The following is a 26,360-nucleotide window of genomic DNA, read 5'->3' on the forward strand; positions in this document are numbered from 1 at the left end:
TACGGAACCTGCCTGCCTTCCAAACGGGTCCCACGGAGGCACCCCCATCCCCATATCCCCTAAAAATACGGATAGCTCGATTGGATGAGCATGGATGGGATGGCCGATTTATACCGCTATATAGGCTTCCATCCGGATGTATCGGGGGGCCGGCGCGGTTTCTGTTCCCGATCCAGCGTTGAACACTGCCTTACCCTTTGTCGCGGGATAGCCGGACAAAGCCATATCGAACCGGAGGAACTTTCGTGTTTGCTGTCGACGAACTCGTAGTATATCCCGCTCAAGGAGTGGGGAAAGTGGAGCGTATTGAAACCCAGGATATTGGCGGGGCATCTACAGAACTGTACATCGTACGTATACTCAGCAACAACGTTACGTTGATGGTCCCTGTGAGCAATGCCGTCAATGTCGGGCTGCGTGCCGTGTATACCTACAAACAGGCCCAGGAGATATTGGCCTATCTCGATGACCGTTCTGATTTCACCGGATACTCCGGTCAGAATTGGAACCGGCGGTACAGGGAGTATTCCGAGAAACTCAAGAGCAGTGATCTCAAGGACGTGGCGTATGTCCTGAAGGAACTCATTCTTATCGGGAAGGACAAGGATCTTTCCTTTGGCGAACGGAGGCTTCTTGAACAGGCCATGGGGCTCATTACCCTTGAGCTCTCTTTTGCTCTTGACAAAGATCAAAATGCTGTCAAAGAACAGATTGAAGCACTTTTTGCCGATATTTTGCAAAAAAATGAAGAGGAAAACGACGACGCCGAAGACGAATAGGCTGTTTTCCCCTAGGGCCATCATCTAAACCATTCACTCTTCTTTATATACGCATCCTTTCTCTCTTATCTTTAGGGAAACCAGAACATCCACACTTCTTCTCTATAATGTAATTCCACGACGACTACACTGTGTGGCAATATTTTTATTGCCCACGGTGTAGGTGTGCACGGCTGAATTTTTTTTAGCCTCAGCTATTTGATATGCCAGCGTCTTGTCCCCCAATTTATATATACAGGCAAATACCCGTCCTTTTGTTCCGCTACGGATTTTTGGACATGTGTGGCGTATAGAAACGTGTTTAGGTCTCGATGATCACTATTTTACGGAGCATTCTGTATGAACCTATCTGAATTGAAAACCAAAGCCATGGCCGAGCTGATGGAATTGGCCGGCCAGTACAAAATCGAAAACCCCAGCGGGATGCGCAAGCAGGAACTTATTTTTGCACTGCTCCAATCCTGTGCTTCCCAGAACAGAGCCATTTCAGGTGAAGGGGTCCTGGAAATCCTTCCAGACGGTTTTGGTTTTTTGCGCTCCCCCATGTACAGCTATATGCCCGGTCCTGATGACATCTATGTCTCTCCCTCCCAGATACGACGCTTCGGGTTGCGAACCGGGGATGTGGTTGTCGGGCAGATCCGGCCCCCCAAGGAAGGGGAGCGCTATTTTGCGCTGCTGCGGGTCAAGAGCATTGGATTCGAGAATCCCGAACACTCCAAGCGGGTCGTTCTCTTTGACAACCTCACCCCGATTTATCCTGACGAACGCTTCAGGATGGAAAACGGCAAAGAAAATTATCCCGCGCGCATAGTCGATCTTCTGGCACCGGTGGGCAAGGGACAGCGTGGGATCATCGTCGCCCCGCCACGGACGGGAAAGACAATGCTCATGCAGACCATAGCCAACTCGATCAATGCCAACCATCCCGATGCCTTCCTCATTGTTCTGCTCATTGACGAGCGGCCCGAGGAGGTCACGGATATGGAGCGCACGGTCAATGCCGAGGTTGTCAGCTCCACCTTTGACGAGCCCCCCCAACGCCATGTCCAGGTGGCAGAGATGGTCCTCGAGAAGGCCAAGCGGCTCGTGGAACGCAAGATGGATGTGGTCATTCTTCTAGACAGCATCACCCGTCTCGGACGGGCGTACAACGCGGTCAGCCCGTCCTCCGGGCGGGTACTTTCGGGGGGTCTCGATTCCAATGCCCTCCAACGTCCGAAACGGTTCTTTGGCGCGGCCCGGAACATCGAAGAAGGGGGCAGTTTGACCATTATTTCCACGGCCCTCATCGATACGGGATCGCGCATGGACGAGGTCATCTTCGAGGAGTTCAAAGGCACCGGAAACATGGAGATCTATCTCGACCGGCATCTTTCGGACAAGCGGGTCTATCCGGCCATTGATATCCACCGCTCCGGGACCCGGAAGGAAGACCTGCTCCTCTCCCCGGATGTCCTCAACCGCGTCTGGATCCTCCGCAAGGTCCTCTCCCCCATGAATTGCGTTGACAGCATGGAATTCTTGCTGGACAAGATGCGCAAGACCAAGAACAATAACGAATTCTTGGATATCATGAACCGCTGATCCGCTCCGGTTACCACGTCCCTCCGGAATATGCCAAAGATAAGGAGAAGACATGTCCCGCCTGGAATATTTCGGGTTGCCCTGCGAGGATGACTACGCAACCTGGCTCGACCTTCTCCATGTCGCCCCTTCTGCGCAGCTTTTGCAGCGCCTGGGTGATTTTCTTGAGGACTATCTGCGCGAAAAAAACCTCTCCTGCTATGTGCTTGGTGTTTCAGGAGGGATTGATTCGGGATTTTTGGCCGCCTTGCTCCATGCCCGGGCCATTCCTTTCCAGCCGTTTTCCCTAGTTATCCAGGGGAACCGCCCGGAGGAGGCGGAAAGGGCCGCGGCCATCTGCCGGGCCTATGGTCCCACAGGGGCATCCGTGCCCTGTTTGCAGACCCTGACCCCGCTCTATGATGAAGTCTCCTCTTTTTTAGGGCGGGTCTTTCCTGGAACCACCCCCATTGCCGAGGGCAACCTGAAGGCCAGAATGCGGATGGTCTTCTTGTACCATGCCGCCCAGTTGCTGGGAGGGTGTGTCCTGTCCACCGATCAGCTCGACGAATTCCTGACCGGATTCTGGACCCTGCATGGGGATGTCGGCGATGTCTCGCCGTTGCAGGTCATTCCCAAGACAACGGAATACGCTCTGGCCGGATTGCTCTGTGAAAGTTTGAAGGATCCCGGACCATTGCGTGCGACCATCGCCGCTACACCCACGGACGGACTCGGCATCACCCCCTCGGATCTCGATCAGCTGGCCATCTCTTCGTATTCGGAGTTGGAGGGGCTGTTCGAGGAGTATTTCCAGCTCAACAACCGGCATGACCAGGGAATTTCCCTGCCCAACGACCAGGACCGTCTCGACAGGATCAGGCAGACGACGGTGATCAAACGGTTCGAATCCACCCCGTTCAAACGCCAGGGGCCCATGGTCTTCAATCCGCTGTAACCCCCTGAAAACCCTTTGTCTTCCTTGGACGGTCCCATGTCCATATTTCCCGACGCCTCCCTTTTTCCGCGGATCTATTCCGTCCTCCGTTCCAAAATCCCGGGGCACGGGACAGCCCCCGCTGGAATGTGTGGGCTGTCCGGAACGATTGCTGCGCTCTGCTTGACCCTCTCCTTGGTCCTTGGCCCGGCCCAACCTGTTGCTTCCGCCCTCTTTGGGGAGTTTACCATCTCGGATGAAGCGGAGCTCGGCAGAAAGTTCAATGTTATGTTCCGGGCGAAATTTCCCCTTATCGAGGACCCGCAAATCGTCGATTATGTCCGGGATCTGACCCGGTCCGTGGTCGAGGTTATGCCGCCTATCTCCTTTCCCATAACCGTGAATGTCGTCCGGCACGGTTCCATGAACGCCTTTGCCACGGCAGCCGGGTATGTCTTTGTTTTCAGTGGATTGGTCCTCAACCTGGACAGCGAGGCCGAGCTGGTCGGGGTCATTGCCCATGAACTCGCGCATGTGCAGCAGCGGCATATCGCCCAGTCCATCGAGCATTCCCAGGTCGCCAGTGCCGGGGCCCTGGTGGGCATGCTCGCCGGGGTGTTTCTGGGTTCCCAGGGCAAAGGTGATGCCGCCGGCGGGGTCATGCTCGGAAGCATGGCCGGGGCCAAGTCGGCCATGCTCAGCTATTCACGGGAACATGAGCGGGAGGCGGACAATATCGGACTGACCGGTCTGGTCGAAGCGGGCTATGATCCCTACGGCATGGTCGAGGCGTTTGAGACCATCCGGCGCAAGACCTGGATGGGGGGCGGTGGCGACATCCCTGCCTACTATCTGACACACCCGGGCATCGAGGAGCGGATCGGGTACATTGAGCAGCGCATTGCTCGGTATCCGGAAGAGGTGCGCGCGCAACACAAGGACACCGGTCGGTTCGCTCGGGTCAAGATGCTCTTGCGGGCCCGGTACAGCCCCGCGGATATCGCCTTGGGATACTACGCGCATGAAGATGAGACGAAAATGTCCTGCCTGGACCGATTGGGCAAGGCGATCGTGCTCTCGCGGCTCAACCGTATCCAGGAGGCGGAAAAGACCTTTGCCGGTGCCCTGGCCTGTTCGCCGGACCGCGATCCCTTGTGGCTGCGGGAGATGGGCAGATTTTATTTCGAGTATGGGCAGCACCAGGACAGGGCGGTAGCCTATCTCCAGGAGGCGGTCATGCGTGATCCCCGGGACTTGATGGCCCTGTTTTTTTACGCGCGTATTCTGGCCGAAACCGGCAAGGTTGATGACGGCATTGCCATGATGCAGCGTATCCGGAAGCGTCTTCCCGAGGATGCGGAGATCCATTTTTATCTGGGCCGGATGTATGGCCAGAAAAAGGATATGTTCCACGCCTATCTCCATCTGTGTTACGCCCGGTTGTACCGCAACCAGGACCGGAAGTTCCGCCGGCGTCTGGCCGGTTTGAAAATGTATGCAACCACCGATGCCCAGAACAAGGAAATCGAAACCCTCCGGAAAATGTACGAGGAACGATCCCAGTACTGGTAGTTGACAGATATTGGGACCATCCTTTAACGAAACATTTTTTTAGAGATTTTACGAAATTTTAGAGATTTTGTAATTATTCAGCCGATCAGGGCTTGATCATGCATCCCCCCTTTCGGGAACGCCGATCGTCTGCTCGGCAATGCGTCGACGGATCCGCGGGGAATAGGGGCACACACTACAACCGAACACAATGACGATATACCCATTAGGCATTTCCAAAAAGGCCGGGCAGACGCCCGGCGTTCCCAGAAAAAGACACAACCTCATGGTGAGTTATCGTCCTGAATAGTTACGGGATGTTAGAGATTTTTGGGCGCCAAGAGGTTGTAGGGATCTTGAGGTTTTAGAAATTTTTTCATTTGTACTCACAGTTCGTCGCCAAGGAGGCTTCAATGTTTTTTGAAAGTGTGGCTTTTGCCATGGGACAGGCCGGTGGTGCCGGCGCTCAGGGAGGGGGGAACCCCATTGCTGCTTTTGCACCCCTTATTATCATGTTCGCCATTTTTTATTTTCTGCTCATCCGTCCGCAGCAGAAAAAGGCCAAGGAGCACAAGGAAACCCTGGGTAATCTCAAACGGGGGGACAGAATCGTCACCAGTGGCGGCATCTGTGGACAGATTGTCGATCTCAACGGGGACGTGGTGACCATCGATGTCGGGGAGAACACCAAGATCCAGGTCAAGCGGGCCTTCATTTCCGGTCTTGATCAGCTCGAAGAGACCCCGAAAAAGGAATCCAAGAAGGACAAGGGCAAGAAGAAATAATTATATTGGCCCGGATTAGCGCAGACTTTCTACGGAAAAGTCTGCGCTTTTGTGGTTGCTCTCGGCTGATATGTGCGAGACATGCGCTGAGGATAGCAGGTTTATTTTTTACATAAGGAATTTGGAGATGAATGGTAGCTTACGCTGGAGGGTAATTCTTACCTTGGTTGTGGCGGTCGTTGCTCTTGCATATGTCCTCCCGTCATTTCCCAGGCTCCAGACATCGGGTCTAAAAAAGATTCTTCCCGCAAGCGAGATCAATCTCGGTCTCGATCTCAAGGGGGGAATCCACCTGACACTCGGGGTTGATGTGGAAAAGGCGGTACTCAATTCCCTGGCCCAGATGGGGCAGGATATAAGGGCCGAATCCCGGGAAGAGGGGGTTCTGGTCCTCCGTCCCAAGGTGGGAGAAAGGGGAGAACTGACATTTTTGCTCCTGAAGAAAGAACAGCAGGGAGCTCTTGAAGATATCCTTGCTTCAAGCTTCAATCATCTCAAGATACTCGGGAAAACGATCAAGGACAACGGACAGGTTGTCTATGCTATGGGCCTGAAACCGGAATACCGGGCCAAGCTGGAAAAGATGACCCTCGAACAGGCCGTCAAGACCATCCGGAACCGCATCGACCAGTTCGGTGTGGCCGAGCCCGATATCCGCAAACAACAGGACAACCGTATCCAGGTCCAACTCCCGGGACTTGAAGACCCGCAGCGGGCCATCAAGATCATCGGCAAGACCGCCCATCTCGAGTTCATGCTCGTGGACGAAGAGGCCGATGTCGCCAAGGCGGTCAAGGGGATTCTTCCTCCCGGCGACGGTCTGTATCAGCTCCAGAAGCGCCGGGGCGACGGTTCGTATGCCAAGCAGCCCATCGTGCTCAAAAACGATGTGGTCATGACCGGGCAGTATATTACCGACGCCAAGACCCAGTTCGATTCCTACGGACAGGCCTATGTCAGCCTGACCTTCAACAGCCGTGGGTCCAGGATCTTCGAACGGGTGACCGGAAACAACGTCAAGAAACGTTTGGCCATTGTCCTCGACGGCAAGGTCTATTCCGCCCCGACCATCCAGGAACAGATCAGCGGGGGCCGGGCGAGCATCACCGGCCATTTCACCACCGACGAGGCCCATGATCTGTCCATCGTTCTGCGTGCCGGTTCCCTGCCCGCGCCGGTGACCATCCTCGAGGAACGCAGCGTGGGACCATCCCTTGGCCAGGAATCCATTGAAAAGGGTGTTTTTTCAACGGTCTTTGGTATGGTTCTGGTTCTGGTCTTCATGGTCATCTACTACCGTTTTGCCGGGATCGTCGCCGATACGGCCCTGATCCTGAATATCGTTCTCATTCTGGCTGGTCTGGCCGCGTTTGGTGCCACCCTGACCTTGCCGGGCATCGCCGGTATCATCTTGACCATAGGTATGGCCGTTGACGCCAACGTGCTTATCTTCGAGAGGATACGCGAGGAGCTGCGTAAAGGGCTCTCGGCCAAGGCCGCCATCAAGGAAGGATTCGGCCGGGCCACCCTGACCATCCTCGATGCCAATGTGACCACGATTATCGCCGCGATCATTCTGTATCAGTTCGGGACCGGACCGATCCGGGGGTTTGCCGTGACCCTGACGCTCGGTATCTGTGCATCCATGTTTACGGCCATCTTTGTTTCCAGGATCATTTTCGATCTGTGGGTCGAGAAACGTAAACCCGGCGCAACACTGAGCGTATAGAGGAGATTTTTGGAAATGGGACTTCAGATTATCAAGCCAGACACCAATTACAATATCATCGGGTTGAGAAAGGGCGCTTTCATTCTCTCCGGGATTCTTATTCTCATCGGGTTGGCCTCCCTGATATACAAGGGCGGACCCAAATACGGGATCGATTTCGCCGGCGGCATCGTCGTCCAGGCCAAGTTCCAGGACGATGTTGAAGTCAAGGGGATCAAGGATGCCCTGGCTCCTCTGGACCTTCCCGGGCTGGCCGTGCAACGGTTCGGTGAGGCCGGGGCCAACGAGTATCTCATGCGCACCTCGCAGGGAACCCTGAAGGCAGAGGAGGTACGCAACCAGGTCAAGGAGGCGTTGACCCAGGGGCTTTCCGGCAAGACCTTTGAGATCCAGCGGCTGGAAATGGTCGGACCCAAGGTGGGGGCGGATCTGCGGGCCAAGGCCCTCGAGGCCCTGTTCTATGCGGTCCTGCTTATCGCCATCTACATCTCCGGGCGGTTCGAGCAGCGGTGGATGACCGCTGGTATCATGGCGGCCGGATTGGCGGGAGGGATCTATGTGCTCCAGCTTTTGAGCCTGCCCATCACCTATCTCATTGTCGCGGCCATGGTTATCACCGTGGGGCTATGTTGGTATTTGAAACTCAACTACGCCCTTGGGGCGGTGGTCGCCCTGATCCATGACATCACCATCACCGTCGGGATATTCTCCCTGCTGGACAAGGATTTTGACCTGACCATCGTGGCCGCTCTCCTGACCATTCTCGGGTACTCCCTCAATGACACGATCATCGTTTTTGACCGGATCCGGGAAAATATCCACACCAAGACGGCCAAGACAATGCGCGACATCATCAACACCAGCATCAACCAGACCCTGAGCCGGACCCTGCTGACATCGGGAACCACCCTCCTCGTGGTCCTGGCCCTGTACCTTTTTGGCGGCGGGGTGATCCATGATTTCGCCTTTGCCCTGCTCATTGGTGTGGTCGTTGGTACCTACTCCTCGGTCTACGTGGCCAGTCCCATTCTGCTCGGGTTCTCCAAGAACCAGCCCACGGATGCCGGCAAGGTCACGGCTGCGGCCGAAGCCTCCTGACCGTTCCAAGTAAACGATATCCAGCGACGCAAAAAGGCGGTCCCGGAAGGGGCCGCCTTTTTTGCGTAAAGATTGCTCGAGACCGTTTAATCCGGTTCTACCAATTTCCACTATTTGTCTACACGGTTCTCCAGATTTTTCAGAGAGAGCGCCTGGTTTTTTGGCGAGATGGCTTCTATCTATTTGAAATATAATTAATTATGAAAAGGCACGGAAATTTCATGTGCCATATAATCAGGAGTGCCCCCTCTCCCCTGTCCCTCGGACGGAAGATCGCATGTCGGTGTAAAGGGGCCTGCACTGATCCCGGTGCAGGGAAGGGGGCAGGGTACATTGGACCATATCGCATTCTTCTCGAAATATCTGACAACCCGCACACCAAGGAGGCGGCAATGAAATTTTGGACCCTTTGTTCCGTAATGGCTTTTTTCTGTTTGTGTACCACGGCAATGGCCGATACCATTGTCTACCCGTCCACGACGCAATGGATCTCCACCGGAAACTCCGGGGGTGGTTCCAGCGCCATCACCGATACCATGCCGGACGGGACCGGCGGGCAGGGATCCCTTGAAATGACCGGGGACAGGACGCGGTTCGTAAGCGGGAACCCCTGGGGGAGCCACGTGGGGGAGGCCTTTGGCAAGCTGTCTGATGTCGAGTCGTTTGCCTTTTCATGGAACATCGCCATGGACAGCGTGAGCAATCTGCATCCGGACTATACCCCGGCGCTCCGCCTGCACCTCTATGACCCCAACCCACAGGGGGGCAACCTGCACCAAGGCCGTTCGAACAATATTGAACTCATCTGGGAGGGTGCCTACAACGGTGCCTATGGATCGACCACAAAGGGGACCTGGTATACATCTGGTGCCGATGATGATTTTTGGCGTTATGATGGCGGGGTTACCCTGGACAATGGTGCCCAGCAGAACCTGCAGCTCGCCGAGTGGAGCGCGGGGACCGATTCCGCAGGAACCCCCTGGTTCAGCGGGGACACCCTGGTCATGGGCCTCAGTCTTGGGGTGGGATCCTCGGCAGGGGAGGATTACCATGCCTTTACCGATATGGTCACCCTTGATTTTGCAGGTCAGGAGCCTACGACGTATAATTTTGAACCCAACGCCGTACCCATCCCCCCATCCCTGCTCATGTTCGGGGCGGGATTCCTTGGCCTTGTCGGTCTGCGATTCCGCAACCTGTTTTCTTGAGGATCGAATAACGAGCGTTTTGTACGAGACACGGCAGTGATATGGTTGCTGTATGGGCCGGGTTCCTAGGGAACCCGGCCTTTTTTTGTCTTTTTTGGTGTATGCAAACCTCTTTGCCTGCAATGGCCTGGTCTACTTTTTCCCAAAGATCGCAGCGGGTTTGGTCGTATCACCGTTGGCATTGGGGAAGTCCTTGAAGACGACCGCCTTGGTCCCGGTATCAAGGAGATGGCGGGCCTCGGCCATGAAATCGTTGAACCGGTGCTTGCACTCATAGAATCCGTGCCACCAGGTATAATCCGGGGCCATCATGGCCGTGCCCATGCGTGCCCGGCGGCCCTCGTGGTGCCAGAGCTCGTAGAACTCCACCTCCAGCTTTTCGTCGAAGAATCTGGACTTGTCCAGGGCACCCTTGGCGTAGAGTTCATCGAGCATCATCTTGGCCGGCTTGAAATACACGTTGTTGTACTCCTCCACGGCCCTGTCCAGCTTGACGTAATGGGCGTCCACCCAGCTCTTGCCGTGGCATTGCATGCAGATGGCCTTCATTTTTTTCTGCTCGGCCACCCCACTGGTTGGGGCCGGGAAGGGCTTGAAGTTTTCGGGCCGAACCGTGAGGGGGGCCTGGAGTTCCCAGCCCAGCCGTTCGGTCACGTCATGGGTGGTCATGACCGAACCGGAACCGGACATGTGGCAGGCCGCACAGCTCGGGCTCCTGTAGTCCACCCCGGCCGTCCAGGTGGACGGGGCCGCCGACCAGTTATAGGTATGGCCGAAGGCGTCGTAGATGGCCCCATGCTTGGATTCCGTATAGATTTCTATTTGCGGATGGTCGGGCCCCAGATGGCACTGGCCGCATGCCTCGGGCTTTCGGGATTCCTCCACCGAGAATTTGTGCCGAGTATGGCAGGAGGAACAGCTGCCGAGGGACCCGTCCATGTTCAGCCGTCCCACGCCCACATTGGGCCAGGTGGCGGGATCGATGCGCCCGTCCCCGGTCTTCTTGAGTATGGTTCCGTGGCAGTAGTAACAGCCTGCCGTACGTTCCCAGTCACTGTTCATACCCTTGTTCAGCCAGGGATCAAGCTTCCAAATGATCTCAAGGGTGTTGGCATGTTTGCTTTTGGAATACTGCTTGACTTCGTCTGGATGGCAGCGGGAACAGTCCTTTGGGGTGACCGCTGCGGCCACGGGGACGCGGTATTTTTTCACCCCCCATGGGTTGTCCGAACGTTGATACTGTTTGTAATGGACGTCCGAGACATCGGGATCATGCTCCTTGGCCTGATGGCAGTCGATGCAGGTGATGTTGGCGCTGGCGTGTCGACTGCTCGCCCAGTCCACGAACAGACCGGGTGATTCCATTTTGTGGCATTCAATACACGCCTTGGCCTGCTCGGACATGCCCCGTTCGATGCGGAATTCCTTGGCCTTTTCCATCTGGGCCGCAGCGGGAATGGCAACCCAGAATGCAAGCAGCAATGCGATGACGAATCCTGTTTTGATGTAGCCGGTCATAAATCCCTCCTTGGCGAAAGATGGTTGCATGATGATCAGCAATTCTCGGTTACGATGAGCACACAATCAACAATCCTGGTAAAAAATACAGGTATTCTATAGTTCTTTGCATATGAACTGATACATGATATTCTGTATAACCCTTTTTAATTCCTGTAAAAATGCAAAGAAATAAGTATCAATTGATCTGCGAAGTACTATAGTATGTCGAGTCCTGAAAAAAAGTTGTCACTGTTCGAACCGGATTTTTGTCCAATTCCGTCATCCCGGCGCAGGCCGGGATCTTGAAGGCCCAAAAAGCGTCCCAGTCGTCAACGCAACCCCAAACCCGGGGAGATCCCGGATCAAGTCCGGGATGACGCATTTGACTCCCACCTCCCTGCCTCCCCGCCTCCCGCTTCATCTCCCGCAGTTACTTAAAACTTAAAACATAAAACCGTCTGTTCTCTACTTCTGACAGGTCTTGTAATCGTAAAGATCCCGCTCGTTGTGCACGAGGTCGTAGTGGCAATCCACGCACTTTTTTTCATACCCGGGACGTGGGTAGAGCACCTGCTTGTGGGCGAGCATGGCCCCCCGGTTTCTGGGCAGATAGGCGATGTTGCGGTGGCATTTCTGGCACTGGTCGTTTTTGAAGGTGGTATAGGCCCTGGCCCGGTTCTTGGCGTGGTCATAGTCTTCGGGGCCGTCCATGGTCAGGTGGACGAAGACGTCTTTGAGGCCGTGCAGGGTCTTGGTGTAGAAAAAATTGACCGTGTCGTGGGGAGCGGGGAGATGGCAGTCCATGCAGTCGGCCACGAATCCCTGGTCGTTGTTCACGTGGGTTGACGTCTTCCAGGTATTGTAGGCCCAGCGGATCTCATGGCAGGAGGCGCAGAAATCAGGGGTCGAGGTCCTGACCATGGTGTAATAGGTCATGCTGAACAGTGGGAAGGCGATGATGATACCCAGGATGATCCATAGAAGCGGACTGAATTTTTTCATCATTTCCTCCCGGAAGTTGCAGTTTGAAGGATAGATACTGGGGATCCCTCGGGCCTCTGGATTCCAATGGGCTGCTTGAGCCGTAGCTGATATTTTCAGGTGTGGCAAGATGACGGTGATTTTTTTCGTTCAATCGTCCCTCCCTGCGAGCGCCGAGCGCCGGCTCGGCATCTCACGGCCATGCCGGTACGCATACACGTACATACTCCATACCCCCATTCCCCAAAATTCTCTCTTTTTCCCGAGACATCCGTAGGGGCAATTCATGAATTGCCCGTTTTTGGAGCCCCCCGGGAGGGGCTCCAAAAACATTCTTCTGTATGTGCTGCAATGCTGATTTTTGCGAGTGACCTTACGGATGTGCCTGCAAAAAAAGATTTTTGCAGGCAAGGCTAAGGTTTGAGTTGAAAGTTTTAAGTAAAATCAAGTTGTTACAAAACATGGTTTTGAGCTCGAACCTTGTTTTTCGACTTTTTGCAGGATCATACTTACGGGTTGGATGAATTTGTATGGCAATGTAAGTATTTGAAAAAACATTCTTGTAGTTCATTTTGATCAGGAGTACGGGGAAGCATTTCATAGATGTTCGACAACGTCGAAGAACAGCTGTCCTGCAAGACGGGTCCCAGAAGATGGAACCGCAATGGCCGTCTCCGGAAAGGTTATGGGGTGTCTGATGCGACGGGGCACAGAACTCAAGATCCTGGAACCGGCCCGGCTGTGAGAAAAGGTGCGGGAGATCGTGAAGAGGATGCGGAAAATCGGTGATGCGGCATAAAATCGAAAAAAAATTGCAGCTCAGACTCTACAGGTAGGGTCTGAGCGAAAACTAATGGTTGATCCCGGAGAAAATAGGGTGGTAGGGTGGAGGACGTTTTTCTTTTGTCAAATCAAGCAACAACCATTGCGGGGATTAAAGTGGACAACGTGCTGAAAAACAAAATGTATTATGCGCATACGAAAGAGAATGAACCTCCTAAAAAATGGCAACCACTTGAAGATCACCTTGAATCTGTTGCCGACATCGCATCGAAATGTGCCGCTCATTTCAACGCCTCCGATTGGGGAAAAATCGTTGGAAGATTGCATGACATCGGAAAACTCAAACCCGCATTCCAACAAAAGCTGATTCAAAATTCCTCGATTCATGTTGACCACAAAAGTGTCGGTGCCAAGATAGCCTACGATCTCTTGAGTGATCCCGGAAAATTATTGAGTTATTGTATCGCGGGGCATCATGGAGGACTGCCCAATTGGGGACATTCGCGAACGGATGGAAGCATTTCCTTAAAGGCACTCCTGAACGAAGCTGAGGACATTCCCAGTGACGTCGTCGAGATGTTGATTGAGGGGAACAGGACTTTGGCTCTGCCTTTCCAGCCCACTAACGCATTTCAACTGACGTTTTTTACCCGGATGCTTTTCTCGGCGTTGGTAGATGCGGATTTCCTCGACACCGAACATTTTTTACAGCCTGAAAAGTCCGATCTCCGCAAACCAGGACCATCTCTCCCCGTGTTACTTCAAACGTTGGAAAACAAACTGGCCGGATTCAAGGCGGAAGGTCATATAAATCGCCTCCGTGCGGAGATCCTCAATCACTGCCGAAATTCTTCCCGGCTCCCTCCCGGTCTGTTTACGCTGACCGTACCCACAGGTGGAGGAAAGACCCTCTCGTCCATGGCCTTTGCTCTTCTCCATGCTATCAAACATGGATTACGACGGATTATTTACGTTATTCCCTACACTTCTATCATTGAACAAAACGCAAAGGTTTTTCGTGAGATTTTTCCTGAAAATTCGGTCATCGAACATCACAGTAATTTTGATGATACCCCATCGGATGAAGGGAAAGATCAACAGCAGGCAACTCTGCGTCATCGTCTTGCCTGTGAAAACTGGGATGCTCCCGTTGTGGTTACAACCAGCGTTCAGTTTTTTGAATCCCTTTACGCAGCGAAACCCTCTCGGTGTCGCAAACTACACAATCTCGCTGAATCGGTCATTATCCTTGATGAAGCGCAGATGCTCCCGGTGGAATACCTGAATCCTTGCTTGAGGGCACTTGAAGAACTTTCTTTGAATTATCGTGCAAGTGTCGTCCTTTGCACAGCGACTCAACCTGCCTTGAATAAACGTGAGGAATTCACTGTCGGGCTTGAAGGGATTCGTGAAATCGCCCCTGATCCGGATCGTATGCATATAGAATTTCGGAGAACTCGCCTTGAATCCATCGGCGTACGTTCCCTTGACCAGATTGCCGATCTTGTCGGTAAAAAGGAGCAGGTACTCTGCATTGTGAATACCCGACAACGGGCAGGTGAATTGTTTGAAAAAGTTTGTAACCAGCCGGGAGCAATGCATCTGAGCGCCTTGATGTGCCCGGCGCACCGTTCAAAGGTCATCTCCGATATTAAACAAATCCTGAAAGCGGGTCGACCATGTAGAGTGATTAGTACACCGCTCGTCGAGGCTGGAGTGGATTTGGATTTTCCAGAGGTGATCCGGGAAATAGCCGGACTTGATTCCATTACCCAGGCGGCAGGACGCTGCAATCGCGAAGGAAAAAAGAACGGACTCGGAGTCGTGACCACCTTTGTGCCGGAAGGGGGCGTCGTACCGGCTTTTAGACAGGCCGCATCAAATACGGAAACCACACTGCGAAAATATGGGAATGATCCTTTTTCTCCTGCTGCCATAAACCATTTCTTTTCAGAAACCTATTGGTTGAAAAAAGATCTTCTCGATAAAAAAAAGATACTTGAAGAATTCAATATCCCGAAGCCTAAATGGGCATTCCGCGATGTGGGGAACCGTTTTCGTCTCATAGAAAACGACATGATCCCGATAATCATACCTTTTAATGATGATGCGCAAAGTTTGATCACGGCTTTGCGGTATGCCGATCATGTAGGAGGGATATTGCGTCGACTACAGCAATATACAGTGCAGATTTACAGATATCAGCTACTAGCACTCTCTGAAGCCGGGGCGATTGAATATTTGAACGATCGTTACCGCGTTTTAGTTGACGGTTCTGCTTATGATATCGTTTTTGGGCTAAAAATTTCTCGTGATGTTGCAGTGGACCATTCATTGATTTTTTAACATAGCGAGATTTGAGTTCGGAATCATTGACAAAATCAGAATTTAGAAAGAGATTGTCCGGGAGCGAAGGCGTGGATTGAAACATTAAGTTAAATAATTGCAGGGCATTAACTAACGTCGCCTTCGCTTTTTTATTGGGATGTCGAATACAATATTCATTAAATTAAAAAATTAATTGACTTCCCTAAAAAACAAAGCCTAGAGAAATTTTTAAAGCTATTTTGCAATCTATATATTCACCTCGAAAATGAGGAGGACGTGATGAGTCAAGGAATAAAACTCAAGGTCTGGGGCGATTACGCCTGTTTTACTCGCCCTGAAATGAAGGTTGAACGGGTCAGTTACGATGTCATGACGCCTTCAGCAGCACGGGGTATTCTGGAAGCCGTCTATTGGAAACCCGCGATCAAGTGGGTGATCGATCGTATCCACGTCATGAAGCCTGTGCGTTTCGATAACATCAGACGCAATGAGGTGGCCGCAAAAATTCCTCTCAAAGGGAAGACCGGTGTGAATACTGCCATGAAGAATGGCAAGGGATGTCTCCGGCTTTTTATTGAAGACAACCGCCAACAGCGTGCCGCCATGGTCTTAAGAAATGTAGAGTATATCATTGAAGCGCATTTTGAATACACTTCCGATCAGGATCGAAATGATGGGAAACATCTGGATATATTCAAACGTCGTGCAGGTAGAGGGCAGTGCTTTCATCGTCCGTATCTGGGTTGTCGAGAGTTTGCCGCCTTTTTTGAGCTGGTTGATGACGACATTCCCTCTTCGCTGTTGAGCGGCGAACAAGATTTGGGCTGGATGCTCCATGATATCGATTATACAAGCGGAATGCAGCCTTACTTTTTCCGGCCTGTCATGCACGATGGTGTGATCGACTGCACTCAGGCGAGGAGGTAAATTCATGATTCTGCAAGCACTTGATAATTACTATCATCGCTTAGCTGAGGATGAAAATAAGGACATTTCTGAATTCGGATTCGGCAAACAGGGAGTTCATTTTTGTTTGACTATCAATCAAGAGGGAGTGCTTCTTGGAAATCCGATGGATTTGAGAGACGAAAAGGGGAAACCCCTGAAAATCGAGGTCCCCGGGCCTGTCAATCGGGCTAACAAGGTAACAGCCAATTTTGCTTGGGACAATACCGGTTATGTCCTTGGTGTGGATGATAAAGGCAAACCTGAGCGTACTGCTAAAACGAATAAAGCATTCAAATCCCTTGTCGCGGAAGTTTTGGGAGATGTTGAAGATGATGGGGCAGTGGCGCTCAACGCCTTTTTAGAATCCTGGAATCCAGAAGATGCAAATGCTCTTATGGGCTGGGATGGAATGCTGGATTCGAATATTGTTTTTCGTTTGGATGGGGATAGGGCGTTTTTGCATGAACGAAGAGCATTTCGCAACGCATGGTCAGATTATCTGGCCAAAAACGGTTCCCACCATACGGGAATGTGTCTTGTGACAGGTAAAGTAAATACCCCTATCCCTAATACACATCCTAAAATAAAAGGTGTTCCTGGTGCCCAAACTGCCGGCGCTTCACTGGTTTCCTTTAATTTCGATTCAGCCGTTTCATTCGGGAAAAAGCAGAACCTCAATGCTCCTATTTCAGAACAGGTCGCCTTTGCGTACACGACTGCACTGAATAATCTACTGGCACCAGGCAGCAATCGTAAAGTGCAGATCGGTGACACTACGACTCTTTTCTGGACCGATTCTCCGACCCCAGCGGAAACTTTTTTCGGATTGTCTGTAGGTGGGAAATCTGCTGAAGATAAGGGACTGGCAAAAGAAATCGAGCAGTTTTTGGACGCCGTATCTAAAGGCGATTGTCCCGAAGAACTGGGGAATCCTGAAATTCCGTTTTACATCCTGGGGCTTTCACCAAATGCAGCCAGAATTTCAGTCCGCTTTTGGAATGTCAGTACTGTTGGGAGCATCGCCCGAAATATCGGAAAGCATTTCAATGCACTCGAGCTGAAACGCAGTTTTGAAAGCGAACCTAAGCATCCTCGCCCATGGTGGTTGCTTAAAGAGCTTGCTCCCCAGAGAGATTCTCGAAACATATCGCCCCTTTTAAGTGGGCAACTTCTCCGGGCCATTGTCCAGAATCAGCCCTATCCCCGCACTCTATTGACCGCAGTGATTACACGTATTCGGGCTGATAAGGAAATCAACTATTTAAGGGCCTGTGTCCTTAAAGCATATCTTACTCGTAACGCGAAACAGGAGATCAGCATGGCACTTGATAAACAAAACCGTGATATAGGCTACCGGCTTGGCAGATTGTTCGCCATTGTGGAACGGATTCAGGAAGATGCTGTTCCGGGCTCAAACTCTACTGTCAGGGATCGATTTTTTGGATCAGCTTCGGCAACTCCGGGTAGAACGTTTCCAATCATCTTGCGTAACGTTCAACATGGAATTGCAAAAATTCGAAAAACAAAAATGGGTTGGGCAGTCACTTTGGAGAAATTAATTCAGGAAATTTTGGAAGAAATCGATTCGCGGACAGGTTTTCCGGCAACTCTTGATCTGAAAAAACAGGGAATGTTTGTCTTGGGATATTATCAGCAGCGGCAAGATCTTTTCACCAAAAAAACCGACAAAGTGGAGGAATAAACCATGAGCGCAATAAGCAACCGTTATGAATTTGTGTATCTGTTTGACGTAGAAAACGGTAATCCCAATGGTGACCCTGATGCGGGCAATATGCCACGAATTGATCCGGAAACAGGGCATGGTCTTGTGACTGATGTCTGTCTTAAACGTAAAATCAGAAACTTTGTCGAAATCGCCAAAGGAAACGAAAACGGCCACCATATTTATGTCACGGAAAAGGCTGTACTCAACCGGAATAATGAGCTGGCCTACAAGGCCCTTGAACTAAAGCCGGAAAAAAAGAAACTTCCCAAGGATCAGCAAAAAGCGCGTGAATTGACCCGGTGGATGTGTGATAATTATTTCGACGTACGCAGTTTTGGTGCTGTGATGACCACGGAAGTCAATTGCGGTCAGGTTCGTGGACCGGTTCAGCTGACATTCGCCAAGAGTATCGAGCCGATCATGCCCTCCGAGATAAGCATAACTCGCATGGCAGTTACCAATGAAAAGGATCTGGAAAAAGAGCGGACTATGGGACGCAAGTTTATCGTTCCCTATGCCCTATATCGGGCTGAGGGGTATATCTCCGCACACCTGGCTGGTGGCGACAAAGGCACGGGATTTTCCGATGATGATTTGGAACTTTTATGGCAATCTCTCGCCAATATGTTCGACCATGATCACTCAGCGGCCAGGGGAAAAATGAACGCTCGTGGATTGATCGTTTTCAAGCATGACAGCGCATTAGGAAATGCTCCAGCTCATAAATTGTTCGATAGTGTTTCTATTTCCCGAAAGGCCGAATCCGAAGGACCTGCCCGATCCTTTAATGATTACGAGGTTTCGATTGATGAAACCGGCGTACCAAAAGAGGTGACTTTAGATGTAAAATTCTAGCAACGTGCTTGAATGTGCCTATAATGACGGAGGGGTTGGCTCTCATTGAGTTAGATGATCGAATTGTTTCGGTTAAATTAATCCGTAATTTCGAAATTTTTTCGGAATATTTTAGGAACTGGAGCGTTGGATCGTCAGGCAGTTGTTGCAAAAAATACAACAACTGCATCCGAAGTATCAGATGCAGTGCTCTTCATTTGACAACAAAAGGGGGGGCTCCCCCGAAGATCATCAATCTCCTCACCGAAGAGTAGCGAGTACCAGCATGTATCAGGAATCCGACCTCTTCCAGCTCTCTGCTTTGCAGCACTATCTCTTCTGTCCCCGGCAGTGTGGTCTTATCCATCTGGAGCAAATCTGGATGGAAAATCGCTACACTGCCGAGGGGCAGTTGCTGCATTCGCGGGTCGATACCGAGCGGGTTGAAATCCGTGGGGATCGGAAGATCGCTTCCAGCCTCCTGATCAGGTCCTTGCGGCTCGGGGTTTCTGGGAAGGCGGATGTGGTGGAGTTTCACAAGCGAGAAGGAATATGGGTTCCTTTTCCTGTGGAGTACAAGCGAGGGCGTCCCAAGGCCAATGATTCCGATCGGGTTCAGCTGTGCGCTCAAGCCATGTGCCTCGAGGAAATGTTGGATACCGCTGTTCCTTGCGGGGCCCTTTTTTATGGAAAGCGCAAACGCCGTCTTGAGGTGGATTTTGATCATGCCCTTCGAGCCACGACAGAAGATACGGCCAGGGCCGTTCACGATATGCTTGCAGGAGGGGTGACCCCAACGGCCAAGCGCAGCAAGAAGTGCGCGACATGTTCTTTGCTGGAGGTGTGCATGCCGGAAAAAACAGGGAGTAGTCGTTCCGCATCCAGATATCTTTCTTCGGTTTTCTCGCTATGAAAAAACATCTCAACACCTTGTTTATCACCACCCAGGGGACCTATCTCGCCAAAGAAGGGGAATGCGTCCTGGTTCGTGTGGATCAAAAGACCGTGGCAAGGATTCCTGTTCATACCCTGAGGGGCATTGTCTGCTTTGGTAAGGTTTCCTACAGTCCTTATCTGCTGGGACATTGTGCCCGAAACAATGTGACCATTTCCCACCTCACGGAATATGGAAAATTTCTGGCGGCAATGCGGGGACCTGTCTCCGGGAATGTGCTTTTGCGGAGGGAGCAGTACAGGAAGGCCGATGATCAGAATGCATGCGGGAGCATTGCCAAATCCGTTCTTGCCGGAAAAATAGCCAATTGCCGGACCGTGTTGCAGCGTGGAGCGCGGGATCATGGGGATAAGGGAAATGGGGAACGTCTTCGCAATGCCGCTGATCAGCTGACCTCGTCTCTGCAGCGATTGAAACGGACGTTTCAGGTGGATTCGTTGCGCGGTATCGAAGGAGATGCCGCAAATACGTACTTTGGTGTTTTTAACGGCTTGATAACATCCAGGGAGTCCTGTTTCGGTTTTACCGGCCGGAATCGTCGTCCACCTCTTGATCCCTGTAATTGTTTATTGTCCTTTTTGTATACCCTGCTCGTTCATGACGTGCGTAGTGCCCTTGAATGTGTCGGGCTTGATCCGGCAGTCGGGTACCTGCATAAGGACAGACCGGGCAGACCAAGTCTTGCGCTTGATCTCATGGAGGAATTTCGTCCTTTTTTCGTCGATCGCCTTGCCCTGACATTGGTCAACAGAGGACAGCTTGCTCCCAAGGATTTCAAGCATACGGAAAGCGGAGCTGTGCATTTAAGTGACGGAGCCCGCAAGACGCTGCTCGTGGCGTATCAGAACAGAAAACAGGAGGAGGTGACCCATCCGTTTCTCAAAGAAAAAATGACCATCGGCATATTATGGCATGTTCAGGCGCTGCTTCTGGCCCGTCACATCCGAGGAGACCTTGATGCGTATCCGCCGTTTGTCTGGAAATAGGAGGACGATCCGATGATGGTGCTTGTCAGCTACGATGTTTCCCTCAAAGACGCCCAAGGCCCGCGGCGGTTACGCCGTATTGCCAAAGTCTGTACGAATTATGGTCAACGGGTTCAATTTTCAGTGTTTGAATGTATCGTGGACCCGGCGCAATGGACAAACCTGAAGGCCCAATTGATCCGGGAGATGGACGAGGACAAGGATAGTCTTCGGTTTTATTTTCTGGGAGCCAACTGGGAGAAACGGGTTGAACACATCGGGGCTAAACCTGGAATCAACCAGCAAGGTCCCCTGGTCTTATAGCCGCGAACCGCGAGAGGACATGGGTTTACAGAGAGGTTCGCGGTATTTTTTTGTGATGTATTTTGATGTGTTGGAATGTGATTAGTTTTCAGAAGTTTTTTTTGTTTTTTGTTGTACCCCGTTCGCGGAATGGTATCTGGGAAATTAGGCTGGATATGGGTTCGTGAGCGGGCGGTCGCCCCTCGTGCAGGGGCGTGGATTGAAACAGGCCCCATCCGCGTTGCAACGGGCTGGGAGCTGGTCGCCCCTCGTGCAGGGGCGTGGATTGAAACTGGCAGGGGGTTACGCGGTGACCATCGACGAACTGTCGCCCCTCGTGCAGGGGCGTGGATTGAAACGGCAGATATCCACGACGCTGTCCGTATGATCGGGTCGCCCCTCGTGCAGGGGCGTGGATTGAAACACCGCGAGCGCCCAGGTATCGGGCAGCTTTGCGCTGGTCGCCCCTCGTGCAGGGGCGTGGATTGAAACATGTTCCGAAAAAATAATTCGGGGTTTCGATGGTCGCCCCTCGTGCAGAACGTAAGTGGGGACAGGTCGAAAATTCTCTTCCGGGAACGCCGAGCGTCTGCTCGGCAATGCGTGTACGAACCGGCAGGAAACAGGGGGAATGGTGCCGTCGGACTCAACGATGACGATATATACCCCTGGGCATTATCCGAAAGGCCGAGCAGACGCTCGGCGTTCCCAGGAAAAGATACCCCCTCATGCCGAGTTATCGTGCTGAATAGTTACGTTTTTTCTTGTGGGTTTTTGGACAGGAAGGGATGGTGGAGATGGGGATTTTATCTGAGTCTATCTGGCCCAGTTTTCAACCGTTAAAAACGGAATCCGTTGAAATTCTTTCTCATTGTTTGTGACAAGCACCAAATTTTCGCTCAACGCATGGGCTGCTATCAACAGATCGAGCGGACCGATACTGTTTCCTTTGGATTCAAGATATGATCTGATTTCACCATAGTATATCGAGGCGTGATCATCGTATGAAAGAATTTCAAAAGGTGTAAGAAATTCTTCCAAGCGTTCCATGTTCTTTTTGGGATATGAGCTTTTATATACGCCATAACAAAGTTCTGAGACGGTAATGCTCGATATGCCCAATTGACCGATGTCTTGATCTTTGAATTTTTGAATGACCCTGATTGGTTTTTTATTCATTATGTAGATACAGATATTGGTATCAATCAAATATTTCATCGAGTCCCGACCTTTTTTGTTGTAGATCCGGCTGGTTTCGTTCGGGCATGAAAGGCTGGTCGTACTTCATTACATTTGCTTCCCAAGTATTCCATATCGTTTTATTTTTTGGAATCAGAAGAATCCCCCGGGAAGTTTTTTTTATGTATACTTCATCACCTTCGAATCGATATTCTTTCGGCAAACGAAGGGCTTGGCTCCGACCGTTCATGAAGAGCTTGGCTGTATCCATTATGTCCTCCATATGGTATATATTGTAAGGTATATATCGTGGACAGGCGTGTCAACGTCAGGGTTATGCTTGTATGCGTACTGGTGGACTTGGTTTATGATTACGAGTGACGCTGATCACGCTCAATAGGGGACTGGTCGATGCCGCGCTGATCGTTAAGCTTTTCCCGGGATACTGGGCGATCACGGCCCGGGCCCTTGCGATCCAGTTCGCCACGGCCTGGCTGGTGTTCGTGCTGACCCGCAAGCATTTTTTTGCAGGCACATCCTCCCGGGTGATTCGCATTCGTGTTTTATAGGGTTCAGCCCCTGGTTCGTGATCCCTTCAGGGTTTTTTCGATGGCCAGGCCGAAATCATTGCGAGTCAGGGGTTTCATGGCGAATGCGGTGATGCCCGCAGCAAGGGCTTCCGGTTCGGAAATTTTTTCGCTGTACCCGGTACAGAGAATCACCGGCATCTTCGGGCGTATACTCAGGATCTTTTCTGCGAGCTGAACACCCGTCAGGTGGGGCATGATCATGTCTGTCACAAGCAGGTCGAAGGCGAGGGGATCCCTCACAAACGTATCCAGAGCCCCCCGGGGGTCGGCATAGGCGTGGACCGTATATCCCAGGCTTTCCATGAGGAGTCTGCCGATCTTGCGTACCGTGGGATCGTCTTCGGCGTAGAGGATGGTTTCCGTTCCTTCGAGCAATTCGTCGGCCCTTTCTTTCTTTGGGAGTTCGGACTCTTGCAGAAGGGGGAGGTATATGGTGAAGACGGTTCCCTTGCCCGGTGTACTTGCAACGGTGATGGAACCGCCATGACTTTCGACAATGCCATGGACGACGGACAGGCCGAGACCTGTACCCTTGCCGATTTCCTTGGTGGTGAAATACGGATCGAACACCCTGGCGAGTGTTTTTTGGGACATGCCGCTCCCGGTATCGCTGATCTCCAGCTTGACGCAGTCGTCAAGCGGAGCACCCGGTGAGGGTGGTATGGCATTGGTTTGTCCGCTGCAGTGCGCTGTCCCGAGCTCGACGGTGATGCTTCCGCCGGTATCCGGCATGGCATCCACTGCGTTGGAGCAGATGTTGATGAGTAGCTGGCTGATCCTGGTCGGGTTGCTGGAAATGAGCAGGTTTTCGCAGCAATAGTTTTCGATGATGGTAATGGTTTTTGGAAAGGAGGAACGAAGCAGCCTCATGGACTCCCGTACGGCTTCGGTGACGTTCAGTGGGTTGCTGTCAGTGCTGTCACCCGTGCCTCCGAAGATGAGAAGCTGCTGCACCATGTCCCTGGCCCGCAGGCACGCGGTATGAACTTCCTTGATATATTGTTGTGCCGGGTTCCCCTCCGTAACGTGCATGGAAGCTATTTCATTGTTACCCATGATGATGCTGAGCATATTGTTGAACTCATGGGCAATGCCGCCTACCAGGGTTCCCAGGGACTCCATCTTGCGGGCATGTTCGAGTTGTTTTTCGAGGTGTTTGCGTTGCGTGATATCGGCCAGCACGGATCGGATTTCCGGCTTTTGCCCGGTATCTTCACGGTGAAGTGTGCTTTGAACAGCCACGTACATTTTTGAACCGTCACTTCTGGTGAGCAGAATATCGATTTTCGATGGGCCTGTTCCTTTGAGAAGGTTCCGGCAATGGAGATAATAGGCATCCCGGTCGTCGCACCATGGGCTCAATGTCGTTCCGCACAACTGGCCCTTGTCCACGCCGAGCATGGTGGCCAGGGTGAGGTTTACCCGTGAAATGACCCCAAAGGTATCGGACGACATGTATCCTACCGGGGCATTATCGTAGAGTTCGGCATATTGGTCGCGGGTTTGTACCACCTCCTGCCGGGCGGCCTGCAGATTTTCGTTCTGCATCTCCAGCTCGATCTGGTGCACTTTGAGTTCGTGAACCATTTCCCTGATTTCGGTCATGGTGAGCCGGGAAATGTCCTCTCTGGATTCATTGGCGATTTTTTCCGCGCGGGAACGCAGAGATATGGTTTGAGGATCGGGTATTTTTGCATGCTGCGTTGATCTGTCGTCAGGCATGGCGTTCTACCTCGCGAATTACATTTTTTGGACGATGCCAAAAGAAACCAGCGGGGAACCGGCATCGTCGAATTCTGTTGTACACATCTCCTTGACCTGGTTGAAGCGGTCACCTGTCGGATGAACACGGTACGTCATGGTGCAGGGGTCTCTGTTTTCCAGGGCTTCGGCATAGGCACGCTCGAGATTCTTCCTGTCGTCGGGGTGGACGGCCTGGAGCATGGCATCACGCCGTACAACTCTGTTGGAAGGGGGCATCCCCAATATACGGCCGGCCTCTTCGGAAAGATGCAGTTCATCCTGCTTATGATCGTATTCCCAGGTGCCGTAGTGCATGCGTGCCTGGATTTCGGCATCCCGCTGTTCCCGGTTTTTCAGTTGTTTTTTTGTCCGTACCAGCTCCGTGGATTTTTCAAAGGTGATGACAATACCCTCTATTTTTGAATCCTGGGTCCGATAGGGGAAGATCTTCCTGTTGTACCATTCACCATCATCACATCTGATGAATTGTGACGAGAGCCTCAGGGTATCCAGAACATCCTCGGCATCGCTCATGATTTCGTCGTCTTCAAATCTTTTGGTGATATGCTTCAACGGTCTGCCGATATCCGTGGCAATGAGGTTGAAGAGCTTTTTCGATGAAGGGGTGTAAAATTTGATATTGAACCGTGTGTCCAGAAAAATGGCCGCAATGTTCGTGCTGTTGACAAGATTCGTGATGTCGTTGTTGGTCTCTTCCAGGGTTCTCAATTTGTCCTGCAATTCATTGTTGACGGTGTTGAGTTCCTCATTGAGCGATTGGAGTTCCTCTTTGGAGGTTTCAAGCTCCTCGTTGGAAAACGTAAGTGGGGACAGGTCGAAAATTCTTGGAAAACGGTTGAGAATGGGGTATGGATAAATATCATCATATCAATCAGTCATTTGTGTTCTTGTTTTTTAGGTTTAGCTTTTGGGTTGGAGGTGTCTATATGCCTAGGATAGCTCGATTTGTCAGGTCTGATATGCCTACTGTCTATCATGTGATTTCCAGGACCGCCTTGGATGGTTTTCCAATGGGGACTGCGGAGAAGGACTACCTGTTGGGGGTGATTAACCGGTTGAGTCGGTTCTATTTTGTGGATGTTTTGGGATTTTGCATCATGTCCAATCATTTTCATCTGGTGACCCGGGTGTATCCTGTGGAGCATTTTTCTGACGATGTTGTACGGGATCGGCTGGAAAGATGGTTTCCTGAAGGGCGGGTGTTCGGGGATCAGACCGTTGAAAAATTCCGGGAGCGTTGGTCTTCCCTGGCGGAATTTGTCAAGGATATCAAGCTGGGGTTCACGCGGTACTACAACAAACTCCATGGCCGGGAAGGGTATTTCTGGGGTGGGCGTTTTAAGTCGATGATCGTTCAGAACGGGTATTCCCTGGTGAACCTGCTGGCCTATGTGGACCTCAACCCCATCCGGGCCGGTATCGTGAAGCGGCCGGAGCAATACCGGTGGTGTTCGCTGGGGTACCATGTCCAAACAGGGGGACGTGACGGGTTGCTGTGTATGGATTTCGGGATGAAGGAATGGGGCGAGCGGGAACCGGCTCAAATCATGCGTAAGTACAGGCAATTCGTGTACGAAACCGGCGCTGTAGACACGGGCAAGGGCAAGCCCATGGACGCACAGATCGTGAAGAAGGAGAGGAAGAAGCATTTCGAGCTGAAACGGTTCGAGCTTTTTTGGTACCGGACCAGATACTTCAGTGATGCCGGGATACTGGGCTCAAAGGAATTTGTCAGGGAGGTTTTTGATCAGGTGAAACACCTGCTCAAATCCAAGGATGAGCGCAAATTTACCTCCCTTGCCGGGGCACAAGGTGTATATTCCATGAAGCGATTGAAGTCGGTGTGAGAAC

23 protein-coding genes and 1 CRISPR repeat array are annotated in these 26,360 nt (G+C 51.9%); of the genes, 17 read left to right on the forward strand and 6 right to left on the reverse strand.

The window, feature by feature from the left end:
• Positions 1-245: 245 nt before the first annotated feature.
• The 8 genes from ACY692_RS01965 (at position 246) to ACY692_RS02000 (ending at position 9,653) form a co-directional block, all read left to right on the forward strand.
• Positions 246-779 (forward strand): CarD family transcriptional regulator, encoded by a 534-nt coding sequence (locus ACY692_RS01965; RefSeq protein WP_462323648.1) that lies wholly within the window; start codon positions 246-248, stop codon positions 777-779.
• A gap of 339 nt (positions 780-1,118) precedes the next feature.
• A complete protein-coding gene (gene rho, locus ACY692_RS01970; RefSeq protein ID WP_462323649.1) occupies positions 1,119-2,366 on the forward strand; it encodes a transcription termination factor Rho in 1,248 nt (415 codons plus the stop codon).
• 52 nt (positions 2,367-2,418) lie between these two features.
• Positions 2,419-3,303: an NAD(+) synthase gene (nadE, locus tag ACY692_RS01975; RefSeq protein WP_462323650.1), complete on the forward strand. Its 885-nt coding sequence runs from the start codon at positions 2,419-2,421 to the stop codon at positions 3,301-3,303.
• Positions 3,304-3,339: 36 nt separating this feature from the next.
• A complete protein-coding gene (locus ACY692_RS01980) occupies positions 3,340-4,854 on the forward strand; it encodes a beta-barrel assembly-enhancing protease (RefSeq protein ID WP_462323651.1) in 1,515 nt (504 codons plus the stop codon).
• A 392-nt stretch (positions 4,855-5,246) separates the two neighbouring features.
• Positions 5,247-5,618, forward strand: coding sequence for a preprotein translocase subunit YajC (yajC, locus tag ACY692_RS01985; RefSeq protein WP_462323652.1), 372 nt, complete (start codon positions 5,247-5,249; stop codon positions 5,616-5,618).
• A gap of 127 nt (positions 5,619-5,745) precedes the next feature.
• Positions 5,746-7,347, forward strand: a complete 1,602-nt coding sequence (gene secD, locus ACY692_RS01990) for a protein translocase subunit SecD (protein ID WP_462323653.1) — start codon at positions 5,746-5,748, stop codon at positions 7,345-7,347.
• A gap of 15 nt (positions 7,348-7,362) precedes the next feature.
• Positions 7,363-8,445, forward strand: coding sequence for a protein translocase subunit SecF (secF, locus tag ACY692_RS01995; protein WP_462323654.1), 1,083 nt, complete (start codon positions 7,363-7,365; stop codon positions 8,443-8,445).
• A gap of 392 nt (positions 8,446-8,837) precedes the next feature.
• The gene (locus ACY692_RS02000) at positions 8,838-9,653 is read left to right on the forward strand and encodes a hypothetical protein (protein ID WP_462323655.1); all 816 of its coding nucleotides are present in this window, start codon (positions 8,838-8,840) and stop codon (positions 9,651-9,653) included.
• A 132-nt stretch (positions 9,654-9,785) separates the two neighbouring features.
• Here the strand turns inward: ACY692_RS02000 and ACY692_RS02005 are convergent, their stop codons facing one another.
• Positions 9,786-11,171 carry a multiheme c-type cytochrome gene (locus tag ACY692_RS02005; protein ID WP_462323656.1) on the reverse strand — a complete coding sequence of 462 codons (1,386 nt, stop codon included), beginning with the start codon at positions 11,169-11,171 and terminating at the stop codon, positions 9,786-9,788.
• A 447-nt stretch (positions 11,172-11,618) separates the two neighbouring features.
• A complete protein-coding gene (locus ACY692_RS02010; protein WP_462323657.1) occupies positions 11,619-12,155 on the reverse strand; it encodes a NapC/NirT family cytochrome c in 537 nt (178 codons plus the stop codon).
• An 882-nt stretch (positions 12,156-13,037) separates the two neighbouring features.
• Here ACY692_RS02010 and cas3 point away from each other — a divergent pair.
• The 7 genes from cas3 (at position 13,038) to cas2 (ending at position 20,997) form a co-directional block, all read left to right on the forward strand.
• Entirely contained in the window at positions 13,038-15,263 is a 2,226-nt protein-coding gene (cas3, locus tag ACY692_RS02015; RefSeq protein ID WP_462323658.1) for a CRISPR-associated helicase Cas3', read from the forward strand.
• A 261-nt stretch (positions 15,264-15,524) separates the two neighbouring features.
• Complete coding sequence (cas5c, locus tag ACY692_RS02020; RefSeq protein ID WP_462323659.1) at positions 15,525-16,172, forward strand: type I-C CRISPR-associated protein Cas5c; 648 nt, start codon at positions 15,525-15,527, stop codon at positions 16,170-16,172.
• Between the two features lie 4 nt (positions 16,173-16,176).
• Complete coding sequence (gene cas8c, locus ACY692_RS02025) at positions 16,177-17,895, forward strand: type I-C CRISPR-associated protein Cas8c/Csd1 (protein WP_462323660.1); 1,719 nt, start codon at positions 16,177-16,179, stop codon at positions 17,893-17,895.
• Positions 17,896-17,898: 3 nt separating this feature from the next.
• A complete protein-coding gene (gene cas7c, locus ACY692_RS02030; RefSeq protein ID WP_462323661.1) occupies positions 17,899-18,774 on the forward strand; it encodes a type I-C CRISPR-associated protein Cas7/Csd2 in 876 nt (291 codons plus the stop codon).
• A gap of 265 nt (positions 18,775-19,039) precedes the next feature.
• A complete protein-coding gene (gene cas4, locus ACY692_RS02035) occupies positions 19,040-19,666 on the forward strand; it encodes a CRISPR-associated protein Cas4 (protein ID WP_462323662.1) in 627 nt (208 codons plus the stop codon).
• Entirely contained in the window at positions 19,663-20,694 is a 1,032-nt protein-coding gene (gene cas1c / locus ACY692_RS02040) for a type I-C CRISPR-associated endonuclease Cas1c (protein WP_462323663.1), read from the forward strand. Before cas4 ends, cas1c begins: the two co-directional genes overlap by 4 nt.
• Before the next feature lie 12 nt (positions 20,695-20,706).
• Positions 20,707-20,997 (forward strand): CRISPR-associated endonuclease Cas2, encoded by a 291-nt coding sequence (gene cas2 / locus ACY692_RS02045; protein WP_462323664.1) that lies wholly within the window; start codon positions 20,707-20,709, stop codon positions 20,995-20,997.
• Positions 20,998-21,171: 174 nt separating this feature from the next.
• Positions 21,172-21,468: direct repeats of the CRISPR family, unit length 32 nt; unit sequence GTCGCCCCTCGTGCAGGGGCGTGGATTGAAAC.
• 324 nt (positions 21,469-21,792) lie between these two features.
• Here the strand turns inward: cas2 and vapC are convergent.
• Both vapC and ACY692_RS02055 read right to left on the reverse strand, forming a co-directional pair.
• A complete protein-coding gene (vapC, locus tag ACY692_RS02050) occupies positions 21,793-22,194 on the reverse strand; it encodes a type II toxin-antitoxin system tRNA(fMet)-specific endonuclease VapC (protein WP_462323665.1) in 402 nt (133 codons plus the stop codon).
• Positions 22,178-22,426: an antitoxin gene (locus ACY692_RS02055; protein ID WP_462323666.1), complete on the reverse strand. Its 249-nt coding sequence runs from the start codon at positions 22,424-22,426 to the stop codon at positions 22,178-22,180. The genes vapC and ACY692_RS02055 overlap by 17 nt, the downstream gene beginning before the upstream one ends.
• Positions 22,427-22,532: 106 nt before the next feature.
• Between ACY692_RS02055 and ACY692_RS02060 the strand changes: the two genes are divergently transcribed.
• Positions 22,533-22,724: a hypothetical protein gene (locus ACY692_RS02060; RefSeq protein ID WP_462323667.1), complete on the forward strand. Its 192-nt coding sequence runs from the start codon at positions 22,533-22,535 to the stop codon at positions 22,722-22,724.
• Positions 22,725-22,727: 3 nt separating this feature from the next.
• Here the strand turns inward: ACY692_RS02060 and ACY692_RS02065 are convergent, their stop codons facing one another.
• Positions 22,728-24,467 carry a hybrid sensor histidine kinase/response regulator gene (locus tag ACY692_RS02065; protein WP_462323668.1) on the reverse strand — a complete coding sequence of 580 codons (1,740 nt, stop codon included), beginning with the start codon at positions 24,465-24,467 and terminating at the stop codon, positions 22,728-22,730.
• Positions 24,468-24,485: 18 nt separating this feature from the next.
• Positions 24,486-25,217: a PAS domain-containing protein gene (locus ACY692_RS02070; protein ID WP_462323669.1), complete on the reverse strand. Its 732-nt coding sequence runs from the start codon at positions 25,215-25,217 to the stop codon at positions 24,486-24,488.
• Positions 25,218-25,435: 218 nt separating this feature from the next.
• On the opposite strand from ACY692_RS02070, the gene ACY692_RS02075 reads away from it, so the two are divergent.
• Positions 25,436-26,356 carry a transposase gene (locus ACY692_RS02075; RefSeq protein ID WP_462323670.1) on the forward strand — a complete coding sequence of 307 codons (921 nt, stop codon included), beginning with the start codon at positions 25,436-25,438 and terminating at the stop codon, positions 26,354-26,356.
• The last annotated feature ends 4 nt before the right edge of the window (positions 26,357-26,360 follow it).

This window comes from Desulfoplanes sp., assembly GCF_054921335.1.